This is a genomic window from Lacrimispora indolis DSM 755 (assembly GCF_000526995.1).
GTDB classification, from domain to species: Bacteria; Bacillota; Clostridia; order Lachnospirales; family Lachnospiraceae; genus Lacrimispora; species Lacrimispora indolis.
Map to the genome: position 1 here is coordinate 117581 of NZ_AZUI01000001.1, position 16386 is coordinate 133966.

At 44.2% G+C, this 16386-nt stretch carries 16 protein-coding genes; 4 read left to right on the forward strand and 12 right to left on the reverse strand.

Annotation, left to right across the window (positions count from 1 at the left end):
• Positions 1–162: 162 nt before the first annotated feature.
• Positions 163–414 (forward strand): hypothetical protein, encoded by a 252-nt coding sequence (locus K401_RS0100595; RefSeq protein ID WP_024291142.1) that lies wholly within the window; start codon positions 163–165, stop codon positions 412–414.
• A gap of 240 nt (positions 415–654) precedes the next feature.
• Here the strand turns inward: K401_RS0100595 and K401_RS0100600 are convergent, their stop codons facing one another.
• From K401_RS0100600 to K401_RS0100625, 6 genes are all read right to left on the reverse strand, one after another.
• Positions 655–1614, reverse strand: a complete 960-nt coding sequence (locus tag K401_RS0100600; protein ID WP_024291143.1) for a D-2-hydroxyacid dehydrogenase — start codon at positions 1612–1614, stop codon at positions 655–657.
• 18 nt (positions 1615–1632) lie between these two features.
• The gene (locus K401_RS0100605; protein ID WP_024291144.1) at positions 1633–2475 is read right to left on the reverse strand and encodes a class I fructose-bisphosphate aldolase; all 843 of its coding nucleotides are present in this window, start codon (positions 2473–2475) and stop codon (positions 1633–1635) included.
• A 37-nt stretch (positions 2476–2512) separates the two neighbouring features.
• Positions 2513–3865, reverse strand: a complete 1353-nt coding sequence (locus tag K401_RS0100610) for a GntP family permease (protein ID WP_024291145.1) — start codon at positions 3863–3865, stop codon at positions 2513–2515.
• Positions 3866–3947: 82 nt separating this feature from the next.
• The gene (locus tag K401_RS0100615) at positions 3948–5474 is read right to left on the reverse strand and encodes an FGGY-family carbohydrate kinase (protein ID WP_024291146.1); all 1527 of its coding nucleotides are present in this window, start codon (positions 5472–5474) and stop codon (positions 3948–3950) included.
• Positions 5475–5566: 92 nt separating this feature from the next.
• Positions 5567–6421, reverse strand: a complete 855-nt coding sequence (locus tag K401_RS0100620) for a MurR/RpiR family transcriptional regulator (RefSeq protein WP_024291147.1) — start codon at positions 6419–6421, stop codon at positions 5567–5569.
• 318 nt (positions 6422–6739) lie between these two features.
• On the reverse strand, positions 6740–7111 hold the full coding sequence (locus tag K401_RS0100625) for a hypothetical protein (protein ID WP_024291148.1): 372 nt from the start codon (positions 7109–7111) through the stop codon (positions 6740–6742).
• Positions 7112–7152: 41 nt separating this feature from the next.
• On the opposite strand from K401_RS0100625, the gene K401_RS33450 reads away from it, so the two are divergent.
• The 3 genes from K401_RS33450 (at position 7153) to K401_RS32680 (ending at position 8310) form a co-directional block, all read left to right on the forward strand.
• The gene (locus K401_RS33450) at positions 7153–7551 is read left to right on the forward strand and encodes an AAA family ATPase (RefSeq protein WP_242842287.1); all 399 of its coding nucleotides are present in this window, start codon (positions 7153–7155) and stop codon (positions 7549–7551) included.
• Complete coding sequence (locus K401_RS33455) at positions 7530–8048, forward strand: AAA family ATPase (protein WP_242842288.1); 519 nt, start codon at positions 7530–7532, stop codon at positions 8046–8048. Before K401_RS33450 ends, K401_RS33455 begins: the two co-directional genes overlap by 22 nt.
• Positions 8049–8124: 76 nt before the next feature.
• Positions 8125–8310, forward strand: coding sequence for a hypothetical protein (locus K401_RS32680; protein WP_156945236.1), 186 nt, complete (start codon positions 8125–8127; stop codon positions 8308–8310).
• A gap of 29 nt (positions 8311–8339) precedes the next feature.
• On the opposite strand, the gene K401_RS0100640 is transcribed toward K401_RS32680, so the two are convergent.
• The 6 genes from K401_RS0100640 to K401_RS0100665 all read right to left on the reverse strand — a co-directional run bounded on the left by K401_RS0100640 (position 8340) and on the right by K401_RS0100665 (position 16380).
• A complete protein-coding gene (locus K401_RS0100640) occupies positions 8340–9257 on the reverse strand; it encodes a glycoside hydrolase family 43 protein (protein WP_024291149.1) in 918 nt (305 codons plus the stop codon).
• A 22-nt stretch (positions 9258–9279) separates the two neighbouring features.
• Positions 9280–10848 carry a response regulator transcription factor gene (locus tag K401_RS0100645; RefSeq protein ID WP_024291150.1) on the reverse strand — a complete coding sequence of 523 codons (1569 nt, stop codon included), beginning with the start codon at positions 10846–10848 and terminating at the stop codon, positions 9280–9282.
• A gap of 35 nt (positions 10849–10883) precedes the next feature.
• The gene (locus tag K401_RS0100650; RefSeq protein WP_024291151.1) at positions 10884–12617 is read right to left on the reverse strand and encodes a cache domain-containing sensor histidine kinase; all 1734 of its coding nucleotides are present in this window, start codon (positions 12615–12617) and stop codon (positions 10884–10886) included.
• A 16-nt stretch (positions 12618–12633) separates the two neighbouring features.
• Complete coding sequence (locus K401_RS0100655) at positions 12634–14091, reverse strand: sulfatase family protein (protein WP_024291152.1); 1458 nt, start codon at positions 14089–14091, stop codon at positions 12634–12636.
• The gene (locus K401_RS0100660) at positions 14081–15523 is read right to left on the reverse strand and encodes a sulfatase-like hydrolase/transferase (RefSeq protein WP_024291153.1); all 1443 of its coding nucleotides are present in this window, start codon (positions 15521–15523) and stop codon (positions 14081–14083) included. The genes K401_RS0100655 and K401_RS0100660 overlap by 11 nt, the downstream gene beginning before the upstream one ends.
• Positions 15524–15591: 68 nt before the next feature.
• Positions 15592–16380, reverse strand: a complete 789-nt coding sequence (locus K401_RS0100665) for a carbohydrate ABC transporter permease (RefSeq protein WP_024291154.1) — start codon at positions 16378–16380, stop codon at positions 15592–15594.
• Positions 16381–16386 lie beyond the last annotated feature (6 nt).

The following is a 16386-nucleotide window of genomic DNA, read 5'->3' on the forward strand; positions in this document are numbered from 1 at the left end:
GATAGGGTCAGTTCTTTGGAATCAGATGTGAACTCCTTTGAATCGTATGTGTCCAGCCTAAAACTCAATAGCGATTAAGAACAAGAATTTGGTGTTCAGGCTGCATGAATATGTTTATCAATAGTTGTGAAAACAAATTACATTTATGTGTAGGGATGAATTATGGCCGGTGAGGAGAGGTATCATGTAATAAGTGCAAAGTATCAAGGTTGGGCAAACGAGGGCGAGGATTTTTACTTTCCTGTGAGTTCTTACAGTAAAGAAGATGCGATTGCTCAATTTGTACCCGTAGAAAAATTTACTGAAAGAAACAATAGAATGGTGCCTTACACAGCATATGAATACGACGGCAATACGTTTTATACAGTCATTTATAGCGGCGTTGTTAATGAAAGTGAGCTTAAGTATTATTAAATCCTAATTCGTTTGACTTTAGCATAATCAATGAGAAAGATTTTTCACAAATACCAACAAACGGATACCCGCAATTTACAGCATCCGTTTGTTGTTCCAGTGGCGCTTACGCCTTTATCTCCGTCCCGTCCTTGAATGTGAACCGCACATTGTTTTCGCTGTAGACCGTGGCGAATTCCACGAGGGTGTGCCAGAGCCGCTCATCGAACTCGGCTATCAAGCCGTCCTGCCTGCCCAGTATTATTGGTTTACAACATTAATCGGTTTCTCATCGACAAATGCCTTTAAATTGTCAACTGCAATACCCATCAGCCTCTGCCGTGATTCCTTCGGCGCCCAGGCAATATGTGGGGTAATAATTATATTTTTTGTATGCAACAGCGGATTATCTGCCCGGATTGGTTCCTCGGATATCACATCCACCGCTGCACCACTTATCTTGCCGCTATCCAATGCATTACATAAATCCTGTTCATCAATCAATGCACCTCTGGAAGTATTAATAATCTTCACTCCAGCCTTCATTTTGGAAATCGTACTTTGATTGACCAATTTTTCTGTAGACGGTGTCAGGGGACAATGAAGACTGATAACATCCGCCTGTCCTAAAAGTTCATTCATCGATACATACCGGCAAAAATCTGTCTTCTCCATCTGATCGGAATACTCGTCATATGCCAGCACTTCCATTCCAAAAGCCGATGCAATCTGTGCTGTTCTTCTGCCGATCCTGCCAAAGCCAATAACACCGAATGTCTTCCCTGCCAGTTCCACCAGCGGATATTTCCAGTAGCACCAGTCTTCATGCTTTGCCCATTCCCCTGCCAAAACACTGTCAGAATGTGCTCCCACATGATGACAAAGCTCCAATAGCAAAGCGATGGCATATTGAGCCACTGCATCTGTGCCATAGGAAGGAATATTGGAAACCACGATCCCGGCAGCTTTGGTAGCAGCCATATCAATAATATTATAACCGGTTGCCAATACACCAATAAATTTTATAGTCGGACAGTTTTTGATAATATGGGCATTTAAAGGTGTCTTATTTGTATACACCACCTCCGCATCGCCAATTCGCTCCACAACTTTATCCGCAGGTGTCCGGTCATACACGGTTAATTCACCCAGAGCTTCCAACGCTCCCCAGCTCAAATCTCCCGGATTTTCGGTATAACCATCTAAAACTACAATCTTCATAATCAATCTCCTCATCGGTTAAAAACTGTCATAGTTCCGGTCATGCTCCAGCTGGGCCAGAAGCTCTTTCGCTTCTTTTACGGTATACCCTTTATGAATCATATATCGCAATGTGATTATCAATGCTGTAACATCCTGATACTCCCATACAAAACGGCCCATTGTAACACCGCCAACACCGCAATCCATTGCCTCTCTGGTCATCACCAGATAATCTTCCAATGTCTTGCACTTGTCACCGCCCTGAATCACAATCCGAAATGTGGATGGTACACAGGCAACTACTTTAGCCATGGAATCTGGGTCGCCGGTATATGTAGTTTTTACAATGTCCATGCCCAATTCACAGGCGCTTCGTACACAATAGGCAATATTCTCCCATGCAGTCTGCTGATCTGCAGGAACCATCTCGCCCTTGGGGTAAACATGACCGATCAGCGGCATTCCCTTTGCCATACACTCCTCAGAAATCCTGCCAATAGACTCAAACTGCTCACTCTGAAAGTTACCAAATGTCATCGCTCCCATAGAAACAGCGTCAGCACCCATCCGAACGGCCTCATCCACCGATCCGAAAATCGTGTCTTTCGTCGGTTCTGCCGGCGAATAATTTGATATCTTCATCAGCATCGCAACCTTACCGGCATAAGGCCACATACAATGCTCAGCAATTCCTTTTGTCACGGTGATTGCATCAGGACGCCCCTTCACAACCTTATCCACAGTTTCCTGAATCTGATGAAGTCCTTTTAGCAGAGCAATTCCCCTTGAAATTGCATGATCCACTGTGATTGCCATCATTTTATTACTCTCCGGATTCACCAGTCGGCTCATTCTTACTTCTTTTCCTAACATTGCCATTATTCATACTCCTTATTTTTCATTGTTTTATTAAAGTTTATACCATTGGCATCACCATGGCACCAACTAATGACAGGATAAATGCCATACCTGCCAGGGTTATGGTATTCCAGGTATATGTTTTTAAACCGCCGGTAACACTGGCTCCGGAAAGATTTGTCACCACCCAGAACCCCGAGTCATTGACATGACCGATAAAATTACCGCCTGCCAGAGCTGCCAAAGCGATATAGACCGGGTGACAGCCCGCTGATGGAGCCACTGAGGCCATAATGGTCATCGCTGTGATAGAAGCTACAGTTCCTGAACCCTGAGCGACACGGAACAGTACACCGATGCCAAATGTAAGTGTCAGAATCAGCACTGTGGAGGACTGCCCTTCAGACAAGCCTGCAACCAGAACCTGACCAATATTTGTCGCCTGGATGACTGCACCAAATGCACCGCCTGCACCAGTAATCAACAATACCACTCCTGCCTGCTGCAAAGATTTACTGGCGGAGGCACTGATCCCTGACCAGCTCATCCGCTTTAAAAGTATGACATAAGCCGCCAGCAATCCCAATAAAATCGCAATGGTTTTCTGTGAAAGAAACTGAATGATCACAGGAGCTTCATTTCCGGTCACAACCGGCCAGAAGGAACCAATTAAGATTGCCAGTACTGGCAGGCAGATCGGGATAACTGCTGCTATCGGCGATGGCAGATCCTTTCTTATGACCACTTCCGCATCCATATCCAGCATACCGGTTTCATCCTTTTCTGGGTTCCAGAAGCCCGGACGGTCCAGCATCCGAAACCAGACAAACATGGAAAATACTGCCGCAGCCAGACCGATGACAGTTCCGGCAACAATGATATAGGACAAATCAAAGTTCAGAATTGTGGCTGCTGCCAGCGGATTAGGTGTGGGTGGTACAAATGTCTGTGAACTGACACCACCAATTGCAATTGCTCCTGCAAAATATGCCAGAGGTCTTTTTGTCTCTTTGGCAACCGCAATTCCCAACGGAATCAGAATCACAAAAGTAACGTCAAAGAAAACTGGAATTGATAATAAGAAAGCAGTCAGACCCAAAGCCCAGGGTGCTTTTTTACCGGGAAATGCCTTTAAGATAGATTTTGCCAATGATTCCGCCGCACCAGAATCCTCCAGAATCTGACCCATCATAATTCCAAAACCAATAGGAAAACCAATTCCTGTCATTAAGGTACCAAAGCCGCTGTTAATTGTTGTAATCGTATCAATAATTCCCAGTTTACATGATAACCCCATATATAAACTGGCCAGAACCATAGAAATAATCGGGTTGATTTTTAATTTGAGAACTAATAATAATATAATTGCAATCGAGATTGCTAAATTGATTGATAATGTAAACCCACTCATTCGAAATCCTCCATTTTTAGCATACTTTAATAAAAGTATCACTGGGATACCAATAATTATTTGACAAACATTTAAAATAGAATTATAATAAAGATGTACGATCGGAAATGGCATGATTGATATTCGTCAATTCCGGATAGATTGTTTTATACTCGGAAAATCTGACTTCATATTTTTGGGCCATGTTCGGATCCGGAATATATGTTCCTGCGGTTTGAACCATGTCACTGACTGCGTGCTCAAACCCTCTAAAATATCCGGTTCCAACAGCTCCGATGATAGCTGCTCCCAGTGCTGCCGCTTCCTGTGTCTGCAATGTAGTAATGGTCCTGTTAAATATATCGGCTTTTATCTGTAACCATTTGGGAGTTTTGACGCCACCGCCTATCATGCGGATTTCTTCGATTTTCTGACCTGTGCTCTGTTCGATTGCAATGAGATTCAGTTTCATCTCATACCCCAGCGAATCAAGTACAGCACGGGTAATGTCTTTTTTGGTATGACTGACTCTTAAGCCAATTATGGCTCCAAGAGATAGCGGGTCATTTACTGGTGTACCTACACCTTCCAGATGAGGTAATACATAGATATCAGCAGGAGTGTTCGCGCACCCCTCAATCATATGTGTATAAATATCACAGTTCTGTTTGCTGCACAACTGTGATTCCTCATTGAAGAAGGTATTTTTATACCATTTCAAAAACAAACCACCATTTGTATTAATTGCCATTGTAATATAACTGCTGCCATCCACATGTCTGTAACATGGCAGTTTATTCTTAAGCATCGCCTGATCAATGGTCACACCCGGCAGTACAGAAACCATAGCATCTACAGTCCCGCAGGCATCCATCAACTGGCCTTGTCTGAGCACACCGCTGCCAATTGCTCCGCAAGCCTGATCATGACCTCCCAGAACCACCTGACAATCATTTCTTAGTCCTGTCAAAGCTCTGATATTTTGTTTTACAGTTCCCACAATCGTTGACGCTCTGACTGGTTGAGACAGCTTTTCGTTTGGTATTTCGGCGATTTTTAATATCCGTTCATCCCACTCAGGTTTTTCTAAAGACAGCATCATCGTACGTCCAGCCATGGAATAATCAATAAATGGTCCCCTTCCTGTCAGCATAAAAACCACATAGTCCTGTACGCAGCAGAACTTCCAGGTATTTTCATAGACCTCTGGCATATATTCCTTGTGCCACATAATCTTATTTACTGTGTAAATTGAAGCAAAACTATTGCCAGTGCGCTGATACAGTTCCCATTCATCATAATTTTCCTGCCAGAACTGATATTGCCTCAAAGTCCTGTTGTCCATGGTGACAATGATGTTATATAATGCTTTTCCATCCTTATCGATCGGAACAACCGCCTGAGCCTGAGAGGATACTGCGACTGACCTTATTGCACCGCTGCATTGTTCTGATACCTCTTGTATAACCTCATAAACCTTATTCAGATAATTTTCCGGTTCCAGTTCAGACCATCCGGTCCGGGGATGGACTAAATCCACCTCCCTTCTGGCAAATGCCAGCTGTTTTCCATGGGTGTCAAAAACTGCTGCCTTTACTCCGGAAGTACCCAAATCAATACCACAAAACATGTTTTCCCCTCCTTTCCTGATTTCCATAAATGTTGACCGGCTTCCATCACCTCCTCTAAAGTAATCCCTCATCTCCTGCCTTTATCACCCCCTTAAATTTTCGTAGCATCCAAAGCCTTCCTTGTTTTTAATATCTCAGCATAGGATTCATCATATCGTTTGTAAGAAACACCAATATACAACATATCGATAATAGACAGTTCCGCAATTCTTGAAGATAGTGCATCACTGTTAAATGCAGTTTCATTCGAAGACGTAAAAAGTACAACTTCAGCACTGTCGACAATCGGCGACCGACCATAGTTGGTAATTGCAATAGTTCTCGCCCCTGAGTTCCTGGCGATTTCCAATGCCATCAAAATATCCTTTGACGCCCCTGAATGAGAGATGGCCACCACAACGTCCTTAGGAGTTAAGACTGACGCTGCCATTGCCTGCAGATTACTGTCAGAAAAAGCCATTGCCAAATAGCCGATTTTTATAAATTTATGTTGTCCATCCAGTGCTATGCAGCCAGAGCCGCCAACACCAAAGAATAAAAGCCGCCGGCATCCCAGGATCAGATTAACTGCATCATCGATACTTTCCCGGTTAAGTACATCGCTGGTGTCTTTTAGTGACTGGATATTGGAGTCAATAATCTTATTGACAATTGTCGAAATCGTATCATCCTTTGCAAGATGACCATAGATTTGTTGTTCCGGTTCAATGCTCTCCTGCGCAATACTGATTTTCATCGCCTGATATCCTTTATAACCAAGTTTTTGAGCATATCTTACGATTGTCGGCTCGCTGACCTCACAAGCTTCCGCTGCATCTGCAACAGACATATGAATTATGTCTCTCCGGTTGTTTTCAATAAATTCATAAATTTTCTTTTCATTCTTCGTAATTTCAGCCAGTATTGATTGTACCCGTAACTGATAACCTGTATTTGGAAAATCCATAGTGTATCCCTCACTTCTTATAGCTATGTATCTTTAATAGTATTATACACCATGCGTAATTAAATTACAATATAAATATTTTATTCTGTATTTTTATTTCATTACCAAGGGTAACAGTTCAGACGATAATACATTAAGTTAAGAAAATATGAATAGGTGAATATGCGGTTATTGTCTCGATTTCTTGAGGGCAGTGAAAAAGGCATCCCGCCCGGGTGACGGTTTGGCATGTAAGTGCAAGATTCCCAACTGTATTTTTACGCAGCACCGTCTTGAAGCGAGTGTACTCTCCGTGGGTATCACTTGTCACAAATATCATCATTTCACCTCATCAATATCAGCATCAACCTGACTCTTTTTAATTTCCCTCAAAAACTCCCCCTCCGACATCTCCCCAGCAACAAACCTCTCCCTCGCCGCTATCGCAGGCTCCGACCACAGATCATACGCCGCCTGTGCTTTCCCGGCATTCTCCGCTGTTTCCTTATTCCTGTCCCGCTCCCGTTTCTGCTGCTTCGCCTTGCGAACGCGGTCATACTCCTTGAGTGCTGCATTCTCCTGTTTTTCCAACTGTGCATTTAATACCGCTTTCGGTCCAACTTGCTTGCAGGTGCGGCCGTTTTCTATTTTTCGGTCACAATACTCGGTGAAATGGCGGGTTTTATGCACTAGATGTAACACCGGTTGCATGGCTGTGGTATCCCTATATCCCCCTTGGGAAAATCACCATATTGCAGGGCGATCCCGGCGAGGGAAAGACACACCTAATTCTCGCTATTACAGCACTGCTCACCAAGGGAGAGCCATTGCCGGAATGCCAGCCACAGCCGCCTATGAACGTTATTTACCAAACTGCAGAGGACGGTCTGTCCGATACCATCAAACCTCGACTGCTGGCGATAGCCGCTGACTGTGACCGGGTTTCTGTGATTGACGAGAGCAAGACCATGCTTTCTCTCAGTGAGGCGATCCGGCAGACAGGCGCAAAGCTGCTGATCCTTGACCCCTTACAGGCTTACCTTGGGGCAAACGTGGTATGCATCGTACCAATGAGATTCGCCCTGTTTTCCACAAGCTGGGGCAGATTGCGGAGGAAACCGGGTGTGCCGTGGTCATCATCGGCCATATGAACAAGTGTGGAGCAAAAAGTGGATACCGTGGACTGGGCTCCATCGACATCACCGCTGCCGCTCGCAGTGTGCTGGTGGTTGAAAGATCCCCGAAAGACCCGCAAATCCGCATTATGGCGCACAGTAAAAGCAACCTTGCTCCCACTGGTGACTCCATTGCCTTTGAGTTGGGGGACATCTTCCGCTTTTTAGGGACGAGCTGCATCACCGTGGACGCGCTCCTGGGCTTTACGGAAATCAAGCGGAATGTGTTGAAGGAGGCAAAGGTACTTTTACTCATGATGCTGAGCCAGGGCAGGCAGGAAAGTTCGGTACTATTGGAGGAGACCCGGAAGCAGAATATTTCCGAGCGCACCTTGAAAACCACCAAAAAGGAGCTGGGTGTTCAGTCGCAGAAGGTAGGGAACTGCTGGTACTCAGAATTGCCCACTAAAAGCAAGAGGGCAAAACGAGCTGATAACCAGAGAAGAATTAAGAGGAAAGGTATCATCTCTTAATATAGAGATTGAGAAGTGCGAGAATGAATTAAAACTGGTTAAATACAATCTAAGCAAGGGCAATCAGCCGGAGCAGGTGCTTCATAACACATTTAAGGACTTAGAAAGTATTCTTTCTATGGAGCACATGACCAATGCCCAGCTCAAACGTGTCATTGACAAAATCGTGGTGGACGAGCATGGCAAGATTGATGTATACTTGAAACTTTTGTCTGATATCGGTTTGGAACAAAACGTTCTTGTTAATAACTACCATACATAGAGTGATCACACACATGTACAGATGTCACATTATTTCTCGATTAACGGAGACTCCACCTTGATTTTTCCATTCTCAAACCACATGGGCGCTATATACACCTGTCTGTCTCCACTTGGGTTCTGATAGTCGGTATGAGCATGGTAGACACAAAAATATGTTCCATCAGAAACCTTAACTACACTGTTGTGCCCCGGTCCGGAAATGGTGCTGCTGGTGGAAAGAATTGGATTATCTTCATACTTCACAAACGGACCCATAGGATGATCTGCAACCGCTCCGCCAATCCCATAATCTGCCGATGCATAAAAATTTGCAGAATACATCATATGATATCTACCCTGATGCTTAATAACAAACGCCCCTTCATTCCAGTACTGGGGCACTTCTCGTTCTTTCCTCTCCCATTCCTGTTCCGGTCTGGCAATCAGCACTCCTTCACCTTTCACAGAAATAAGATCATGAGCCAGCTCCGCCACATAGAGGTCGGATTCTTTGGCTCCGTCAACCATGTGCCCCTCTCCGGCCCTGGAATAATAAAGATAGTTTTTTTCTCCATCTTTTAAAATATGAGCATCCAGCACCCCGTAGCCAAAATCAAACATGGGAGCTTCCTCATGAACGTCCATAAACGGGCCTTCGGGATGATCTGAAACAGCAACTCCGATCCTTAAGCTTTCTTCTTTAAAAATCTTCCACTGTGCCGTGTAATAGATATAAAACCGTCCGTTAAATTCATACACTTCCGGAGCCCAGAAACAGCTGTTCCCAAAGCTTTTATCTGTTGCCTCATAACAGATCACCGGCTCGCCCCAAGTTGACAGATCGGCTGATTTCCAGCAGTAAAATCCGTTAAAATGGCTGGTGGCATATAAATAATAGATATCTTTCACTTTGAGAATATATGGATCGCCGATATTGCTGATCGGTACCGGATTTTTTATTTTCATTTCCTGATGTCCTCCTAAATGATCACCTGAAATACTGCGCAGGCGTCAATCCCGTATGTTCCTTAAACACTTTAAAAAAGTAATTGTAATTCTGAAAGCCCACACTGTTAACAATGTCTTTTAATTTTCCGTCACCTTTTCTGATATGTTCGATCACCCTTTCAATTCGAAGCTTATTTAAGTATTCATTGAATCCGATCCCTATATCCTGCTTAAACACGCTGCTGATATAGGCAGGAGTAACTGAAAGCTCTGATGCAATATCGTTTAAGGTCAGCGGCTGTGAGTAACTGGTATGAACCTTTTTTAAAGCATATTTCGTATATTTATGATAAAAATTATTTTCGTATTCCGGCGTTACCGCTTCACAGAGCCGTTTAATCACAGACATATACAATTCTTTAAAGCGGCTTAAAGTGCGGATATTTTTCAAATCATTGAAGGAATATTCTTTTTCACCTAACAGATAATACCTGCTTGCCCCCAGTTCTTCACCAAAAAGTAAAATCTGATTGAGCTGAAGTGCAGCCTCTGAGGAAAATTCTCCTGCCGGCAGTCTCATCTGTCTGGCATGTTCAAAAAATTGTTCCCAATGATCTGTCATTTCTTTTTGCTTACCATCCATAATCCATTTTTTCAATTCCCTGATATCCGGAAACTGGAGTTTCTGACTTTTTTCCCTAGCTTTATTAGTAAATGCCCAGCTACAGATCATCGACAGGCTGTCATCGTAGAAAAAATACTCTCCGTTTTTCACCGCCTGACGATAAAACTGATTCAGCTTTGAAATATCGCTGCAAACCTCCGAAATGCTTATATTGACAGAAACATTAAAAAACTTCCTTCCATTACTAATAATCGTATTGCCCCACTGCTCCAGTTTCTTTAAAACCGCCGCCTGGCTGACTTCGGTCCTAAAAGAAATGATAAAACAAAAGCTGCCCTGATCCAGTTCCAGCAATTTCACAAAATCTGCATCTTTTAAAATCTGTTGACACATATGAAATACGGACCGGCTTAATACCTGATCATTAAAAAAATCACCATCCACAAGCAATACTGACAGACAGTCTTTATTAAAAGGAATGTTAAGATTCTTTATGATATGTCCGATCTGTACTTTATCATAGTCACTGCGAAACAGCACTCTCCGGAAAAAAGAGTCCTGAAGCTGTTCTTTAGTCAGTTCCTGATGTGCTTTCAGCTCATCTGCGATCTGCTCCTTATCCTTTAGCTCCGTGAGCATCCCAATAAGAACCTCCTTTGACAGCTTGTTTTTCAGCAGATAATCATGAGCTCCATATTTCATGCTTCCTCTGACATAGTGAAAATCATCATAAGCACTTAATGCCACCACATAAATTTCCGGATAATGAACGCTGATATATTCGATCAGCGCAACCCCATCAACCCCAGGCATCTCCATATCCGTCATGACAAAATCAACTCCATGGCTTTTCAGGGCATCAATAGCCTCCTGGCCATCGGAAGCAAAATAAACTATTTCCACGCCGAATTCTTTCCAGTCCAGCATTGCTGCCAGTTGATTTCCCATCAGCGCGTCATCATCCACAATCATCAAATGCAGCATCCAGTTATTCCCCCATCAAAAACACCTTCCCGCCTTTACGATTCTTCTCTGATATAAGGCAGTTCCATGGTCACCTTGGTATAATAGTTTTCTCTGCTCTCAATCTGAAGAAAATATTCGTCTCCGTAAAACAGGCTGATTCTTTCCCTCACATTATCAAGTCCGATATGATGTGTCTTATGCTGTTTAAAAGTCTCTTCAGAAAAACCCACACCGTTGTCCGCTACAACTATAACAAGCCGGTCTTCTCTCCGCTTTGCCATGATTAAAATTTTACCCTGTTTCTGCAATTTGGCAATACCATGCATAATTGAATTTTCTACCAGCGGCTGTATGATAAATTTTAAAATCCGGCAGCCCCCTGTCTCCTTATCCAGTGAATACTTTACATCGAACAGCCCATAATACCGATATTCCTGTATGGTCAGATAATTTTTCACATATTCCAATTCTTCCTTCAGAGTCACTACTTCATTTTTATTTTTCATGCTGTAATGAAGAAGAGTTATCAGAGAGGTGGTGATTTCACTGATATTGGCAGCGTTCTGCCGGCCCGCCATCCAACTGATGGTGTTTAACGTGTTGGAAAGAAAATGTGGTGAAATCTGTGCGTAAAGCGCCTGAAACTCGGCCTGCCGCTCCCGCTGTTTTCTGTCTTCCAGATCACTCATCAATTGATTCACCCGCTCAATCATCTGATTAAAACTTGTGCCCAAAGCGCCAATTTCATCCCCGGAATTAAGCTGGGGCAGTGCCTTTAAATTACTGGCATCCACATGGTCTACATATTCTTTTAGTTTCAGCACATTTCTCGTCAGCAGGGTGCTGAATTTACCGATCAGCAAGATTCCGGCAGCAAGGCAGACAATGCTTAACAGCACAACCATATTTAAGGTTTTGTTGACATCCCTTAAAATAATTTCTGTCGGCATCAATGATATGGTAGTCCAATTAGTAAAATCTGACCGCTTATAGATGGCAAGGTACTCTTTTGAGCCGATTTTAATACTGATCTGGTCCTGCTGACCGTTTAAATTTCCTATGATGTCTTTGAATCTGGTATCATAAATAGTATCCACGGGCACTTTAGGGGAATTGCTGTCATAAATCACCCCGCCCTGATCATCTATGATCAGGAGCGTGCTGCCATCCATGACTGATTTGCTGAACCGGTTATTGATATATTCATAGGAAATATCCACCAGAAGATAACCGATATGTTTATCACCGTTTAACAATTTCCGGCCCGCCGAAATGACATAACTTTTCTGGCGGTTTTCCGTGGTGTCGTTGGAGTGGGTTTTAATAAATATTCCATTCTGACCAGACTGCTCCAGATCAGTAAACCACGGCATTCCGGAAATTTCTCCCGGCGATAAAACCACGCCGTTTGAAAACACCCTGCCATTGACGCCACAAAGCATAATACTTGAGATGTAGCTTCTGTAGGAGTAAAAATCGTTGACACTGCGTGTCAGAATCCGGTCGCTTTCCAGCTCCCGATAGGTTTCAATGGCATTCCTTCCCGTTAAAATCTGACTTTGATCGGCAGCATTAAAAGATAGGATCAGGGAGATATAGTTCGCATCCTTCATCAGACTGTCAAATTCCTCATTGAGAGAATCCACTGTCCTGTTAAAATACCGAACCGCCTGGTCCTTTGCCATATCTCCCATCATCTTGTACCATGCCAGACAAACCAACACTGTTAATACAAGAAAAATCCCTGTGAAGCTTAACTGCAATTTTCTTTTAATACTACGTCTCATTCGTTACTCCCTGGATCTAATAAATCGCCTCTCTGTCCGGAAGCGGGTCAATGGTAAAAGCCATTTTGTTTGTCATTGTTTCCAGCATGGAAAGCCGGACCTTTGTCATTTCCGAGCGGTAATAAAGATTGGTGTGTTCTCCCGGATCAGTTTCCCTGTCATACAGTTCTCCCTGGCTGCTGCTGTGACAGTACACCATTTTATAGCGACGGTCTGCAACCATAGTCAGGTATGCTTTTAAATCCTGGTGATTTCCCATGGAATTATAATATTCTGAGTAGACCGCATCCCGATGATGATCCGGCGCATCTTTTTCCGTGAGCAGTTTCTTTAAGCTTTTCCCCTGCATTCCCGGATACGGGTCAAGATTTGCCAAGTCTAAAAGCGTAGGGGCCAGGTCTAAAAGCTCAGTCAGGGCTTCTCTCTCTTTTCCCTCCAAGATCCTTCCCGGCCAGGTAATGATCAGGGGAACCTTTACAAGGGGATCATAAAAATAAGGTCCCTTTAAATAGATCCCATGATCTCCCAGCATTTCACCATGATCAGAGGTAAAGATTACAATGGTATTTTCATACTGACCGCTTGCACGGAGCGCATGGATTACACGCCCCACTTCCTGGTCTATTAATTCTACCATGGCATAATAAGCCGCTTTGACCTGCAGATGATCCTGATCAGTCATCTGATCAAAGTCGAAAAATCCCGGAGTATCGTAAGCCCCTTTATGGTCTCTTTGCTGAACATAGGGCTTTTGCCTCCATTCTTCTGCCTCATAATCAGGCAGATCTGATTCGTCCACCCGTTGTAAATATTTTTCAAGCAAGTCCCTGGGCGGGTCAAAATCATGGTGAGGGTCATAAAAATTCAAAGAGAAAAACCATGGACGAGCATACGCACTGTGAGCATTTATAAAGCTGATGGCGTTATGGGCACACCATCTGCTCTGGCTTAAGTGCCGGTCCATACCCACAAATACATACTTTGAGTTCTCATATGGAATCCTCTTATAAGCCTCCCCTTGTTCCGAAAGCCAGATATTATATTCATTCAGCGGCCAGTTGCTTTCTTTTTTTCCGTAAAAATCAGGATGATGGGACCAGTGAAAAACATGGTATCCGTCATCAATTCTTGGTTCAGAGGACGGACTGACGCTGGGGTGGCAGGGAGCAATATGAAGCTTTCCGGACAAACCGCAGGTATAACCGCTGTCAGCGAACAATTTGCTGACCAGCCGTTCGGTTTCCGGTATTTTCTGTCCATTCTGCCGGACCCTGCAGGTTCGAGGATAACGACCTGTCAGAAAAGAAGCCCTGGAGGGTGAGCAGACCGGACTCTGGCAGTAAACATTCTGAAACAGCACCCCTTCTTCTGCCAGCCGGTCAATGTTGGGAGTATCAATCTTTTGATTTCCGTAACAGCCCAGGCTGTCAAACCTCTGCTGATCGGTGCAAATCCACAATATATTAGGCTTCATCTATTCCTTCCTCTCTGATCCAGGACTCCAGCCTTTCCCTCATGTCGGAAAGAAGCTGCTGCCGGTCCGGCTTCAGCGCCAGATTATCCATTTCATAAGGATCCTGATAAAGATCATAAAGCTCTTCCATCTGCTCTTTATTTTTCACATATTTATGCCTTCTATCCACCATCATCTGTCCTCTGTGCTTAAAATGATGCCCAAAGGTCTCCCCATACAACACCTCTCTCCAGGGCCTCTCTCCTGTTCTGAAGATGGACAGGAGGCTCCTGCCGTCCACCTGCCCGCCAAACCTGGTTCCTGCCGCATCCAGAATGGTGGGAGCAAAATCCACATTGCTCACCAGCGCATGGCTGATCACACCGGCAGGAAGCTGACCGTCAAACCGGACTCCTGCCGGGATACGCATGACTTCTTCGGCAAGATAAGCATCCTTGTCAAAATGACCGCCATGACAGGCCAGGCCGTCTCCATGGTCCGCAGTCCAGATAATCAATGTATTTTCTGCCAGCCCCAGCTCCTCCAGCTTATCAAGAATCAGACCGCCGGCTTCATCCGTTAATGTTATCTGCCCGTAGCACCGTGATAACGTTTTCGCCCATTGGTCCCAGGGAACAGGGTTTGGCTGAAGAATCCGGTAACCTTCACTGATTCCCTTTCCTCCTTCAAAATGATAGACATCCGGTTTTGTACTTAAATCATCCTCAAAGCTGGGATAAACCGGTATGGATGCAGGATCATAAAGATCCGAATACTCCCTTGTGGGCAAGTAGGGCTGGTGAGGCCCCCAGAAATCAACACGCAGGCAGAACGGCTGACTGTTATCCTTTAGCTCTTCCAGTTTTTTGCAGGCTTCATAAGCCAGATAAAAAGCCTCATGAGTTTCTTTCGGAGTCTTTAGAATGCCTGAGATACATTCATTCATAGTCTTTCTGTCAAGCCGGTATTCGCTGCCCTCCATTATATCATCAATCCAGCCGGGAGTGCACCAGTTTTGTTCTATATATGCCACCGGGAACGGAAGATTAAACTCCTCCAGATATTTTTGGTAGGTTGGAAGCAGGTAGGGATTTCCATAATCCTCACAGAATACTCCTTCCGCACCAAAGTCACCGGGGGTTCCCTTTCCGGCGTGCCACTTTCCATAATAATAAAGCTGGTACCCTTCTTTTTTCAGACAGTCCATATAGGTTTCATAACTGTAATCCGCAGATGCCTGATTATTGATCTGGCCGTGATGGAAGGCGTAAAGCCCGGTTGCCATCGTCCGCCTGGATGGACAGCAAAGGGGCGTAGAACAATACGCCCGCTTAAAGTCCACCCCTTTTGCAACCAATCTTTGATATGCCGGACGCCTGATGGAATAATACTGTTCATGTCCGTAGTAAGCCTGATGGTCCCCCACCAGGAATAAAATGTTTGGTTTTTTCATATTTTGTCTCCTAATGAATCAAGCGGATATCCCTCGTCTCCTTGCCTGTCAGCAAATCCCTAATTTTCTTATTTCACCGCACCAGATGTCATATCGGAACGGAAATACCGGTTTAAGAACATGTATAACAGTACCGACGGAAGAATCGCCAGAATCAGATATGCATAGAGCTGAGCCTGCATCTCCATGGTCATGTTCCCGGAATCTGTCAGGTAGGTAGTTGCCAGGGTGATGGTATACATGGGTTCTTTTGTTACAAAAATAAGCGGAATCAAATAGTTATTCCAGCAGTAGATAAAGCTTAACAGACATACATTTAAAATGGCAGGAAGCCCCAATGGAAGCATCACCCTCCTGTAAATCTGCATTGGCGAAGCGCCGTCAATGACAGCCGCTTCCAGCAATGCATCCGGAATGGTAGAAAAGTAATTTCTCATTGTAACCATCATATAAGGAGCATGAAAGGATGCCATGATAAGGATCATGGAAGTATAGGTATTATTCAGCTTAAAGGTTTTGCCGAAAAATACAAGAGGTACCATGATGGCTGCCGGCGGCAGGGTAAGACAAGCCACCAGCAGATAATAAAGCAGCTTTTTCCCTTTAAACTGAAACTTCGAAAACCCATAGGCCGCCAGCGAAGAAATCACTACCACGATTGCAGTTGATACAATTGATATGAATACACTGTTAAACAGCACTCTGGGGTAACTGATTCTGGGATGGTTGAGCACCGCTTCATAATTTCCCAAGCCGTTAATTGCCAGGGACTCTTTAAAGGCTACGAACAGAGGATAACACCAGATCGCGGCCATAGGCAGTAAAATCAGCCATTTCCATAGATATTTTCTTTTCACGGTATC